The sequence below is a fragment of the Streptomyces sp. SID14478 genome, from assembly GCF_010548525.1.
Lineage (GTDB): Bacteria > Actinomycetota > Actinomycetes > Streptomycetales > Streptomycetaceae > Streptomyces.
In genome coordinates this window covers 1-2,879 of record NZ_JAAGMG010001358.1, presented here as the reverse complement: position 1 = coordinate 2,879, position 2,879 = coordinate 1, and the positions used below count along the sequence as shown (strand labels likewise).

3 protein-coding genes are annotated in these 2,879 nt (G+C 75.3%); all 3 read right to left on the bottom strand.

Features of this window, described 5'->3' with window-relative positions; translation table 11 throughout:
* A partial coding sequence (locus G3I40_RS43380) for a 4-(cytidine 5'-diphospho)-2-C-methyl-D-erythritol kinase (protein WP_164560296.1) occupies positions 1-815 on the bottom strand: 815 nt, incomplete at its 3' end.
* Complete coding sequence (rsmA, locus tag G3I40_RS43375) at positions 812-1,693, bottom strand: 16S rRNA (adenine(1518)-N(6)/adenine(1519)-N(6))-dimethyltransferase RsmA (protein ID WP_164560295.1); 882 nt, start codon at positions 1,691-1,693, stop codon at positions 812-814. The genes G3I40_RS43380 and rsmA, both read right to left, overlap by 4 nt.
* A 33-nt stretch (positions 1,694-1,726) precedes the next feature.
* A partial coding sequence (locus G3I40_RS43370; RefSeq protein ID WP_164560294.1) for a resuscitation-promoting factor occupies positions 1,727-2,879 on the bottom strand: 1,153 nt, incomplete at its 5' end.

Genomic DNA, 2,879 nt, shown 5'->3' with positions numbered 1-2,879 from the left:
GCGGCGATCCGCTGCGCGCCCGCCTCGTCGGCGGCGAGGTACGCCGTCGTCGGGCCCGAGCCCGAGACGAGGGCGGCGAGCGCGCCCGCCGAGGTGCCCGCGTCGAGCGTGGCCTTGAGGGCGGGGAACAGGGACAGGGCGGCGGGCTGCAGGTCGTTGGTGACGGTGGCCGCGAGGGCGTGCACGTCGCCGGTGCGCAGGGCGTCGAGCAGCGCGGGCGAGGCGACGGGCGCGGGCGGCGCGTGCGGGCTCAGCCGGTCGAACTCCCCGTACACGGCCGGGGTCGACAGGCCTCCGTCCGCGACGGCGAAGACCCACCAGAACTCCCCGCCCACGTCGAGGGGTTCGAGCTGCTCGCCGCGGCCGGTGCCGAGCGCCGCCCCGCCGACCAGGCTGAACGGTACGTCGCTGCCCAACTCCGCGCAGATGTCGAGGAGTTCGTCCCGGGACGCGTGCGTGCCCCACAGCGCGTCGCAGGCGACCAGCGCGCCTGCCGCGTCCGCGGAGCCGCCCGCCATGCCGCCGGCGACGGGGATGTCCTTGGCGATGTGGATGCGCACGTGCGGCTCGATGCCGTGCCGTCCGGCCAGTGCGATCGCCGCCCGCGCCGCCAAGTTGCTGTGGTCCAGCGGGACCTGGTCGCTGCCCGGGCCCGTGCACGTCACAGTGAGGGAGTCCGCGGGCTCCACCGTCACCGCGTCGTACAGGCCTACGGCGAGAAAGACGTTGGCCAGGTCGTGGAAGCCGTCGGGGCGGGCGCCGCCCACCGCGAGCTGGACGTTGACCTTGGCCGGGACGCGTACCGTCACGCTCACGCGGCGGCCTCCTTCACGGCGCGGGCCTCCGCGATCCGGGCGAACTCCTCGACCGTCAGCGCCTCCCCGCGCGCCTGCGGCGAGACGCCGGCCGCGACCAGCGCCTCCTCGGCCGCGGCGGCCGAACCGGCCCATCCGGCGAGGGCCGCGCGCAGCGTCTTGCGGCGCTGGGCGAACGCGGCGTCGACGACCGCGAAGACCTCTTCCCTGGACGCGGTCGTGGCGAGCGGCTCGGTGCGGCGCACCAGCGACACCAGGCCGCTGTCGACGTTCGGCGCGGGCCAGAAGACGTTGCGGCCGATGGAGCCGGCCCGCTTGACCTCGGCGTACCAGTTGGCCTTGACCGACGGGACGCCGTAGACGCGCGAGCCGGGGCCCGCGGCGAGCCGGTCGGCGACCTCGGCCTGGACCATGACGAGGGTGCGCTCGATGGTCGGGAAGGTCTCCAGCATGTGCAGCAGGACCGGGACCGCCACGTTGTAGGGCAGGTTCGCGACCAGGGCGGTCGGGGCCGGGCCCGGGAGCTCCGTCACCTGCATCGCGTCGACGTTGACCAGGTCGAAGGCGTCCTTCTTGGCCGGGATGCGGGCCTCGATCGTGGCGGGCAGCGCGGCGGCGAGCACGTCGTCGATCTCGACGGCCGTCACGTGCCGGGCGACGTCGAGCAGGGCGAGGGTGAGCGAGCCGAGGCCCGGGCCCACCTCGACGACCACGTCGTCCTCGCCGACCTCCGCGGTGCGCACGATCCGGCGGACCGTGTTGGCGTCGATGACGAAGTTCTGGCCGCGCTGCTTGGTGGGCCGCACGCCGAGGACGGCGGCCAGCTCGCGGATGTCTGCGGCGCCGAACAGGGGGCCTTGGGGGTCAGGGGTGCTCACGGTCCCAGGGTACGGGGCGGCCCCGCCCCCGACTCACCCGTGCAGCCGGGGCCCGCAGTGCGGCCAGGGGCTGGCGCCGCGGCGCACGTACAGCTTCTTCGCGCGGTACGTCTGCTCGGCGGCCGGGGCGTCCTGCGGGCGGCCCGCGCCGCCGAGGCTCTGCCAGGTCCGGGTGTCGAACTGGTAGAGGCCGCCGTAGGTGCCGGTCGCGTCGGTGGCGGCGGGGCGGCCGCCCGACTCGCAGGAGGCGAGCGAGGACCAGTTCAGGGAGTCGGCGCCCGCGACGGACGTGGGCATCGGCTTCGTGCCGACCTTGACCTGCCGGGTCCGCGGCTCGCGCACCACCTCGCTCTTCACGCGGCGCGGCTTCTGCTTGACGCCGTTGACGGTGCGCAGCGCGTACGTGACCCGCTTCATGCCGGGCTCACCGGCCTGGGTGACGACCTCCGTGCCCTGGAACAGGGAGGGGTCCTCGGTGCGCTCGGTGGCGTACGGCAGGGCCTCCTCGCGGACCTCCTTCGAGCCGGTCACCCGCATCACGGTGATCGTCTGCCCGTCGCGCGGGAAGCTGTCCGGGGCCACCGACGTGGTGTCCTGGCCGCGCAGCGAGATCCCGGCCTCGTCGACGGCCTCCCGCACGGTCGCCGCGTTGGTGCGCAGGGTGCGGCGGTGCCCGTCGGCCATGATCGTGACGCTGCGCTCGGTGCGGACGTCGAGGTCGAGGCCGTGCCGCTCGATGCGCTGGGAGCGGGACGTGGAGACGTACGCGCCCTCGGCCCGCACCCCGAGCTGGTGCAGCGCCCCGTCGACGGTGCGGGCGGTCGTCCACACCTGGCGGCGCTGCCCGTCGAGGGTGAGCCGGACGGGGCGGCCGTAGCGGACGGCTACCTCGTCGCCGCTGGCCAGGGCGGCGGTGCGGCCGGGCGCGACGATGTCGTGGTCGCCGACGTCCACGCCCTCGTCGGCGAGGAGTTCGGTGACGTCGTCGGCGAAGGTGTGCAGGGTGCGCTCCTTGCCGTCGACGGTGAGCTGGATCGCCTTGTCGTTGGCGACGAACGCGGAGGTGCCGCCCGCGAGGAACGCGACGACGAGGGCCTGCGGGAGCAGCCTGCGCAGCGTGTCGGGCCGCTGCTCGGTCTTCTTGCGGCGGGCGGCGCGGCGGGCGGCGGCCCGGCCCTCCTGGCGG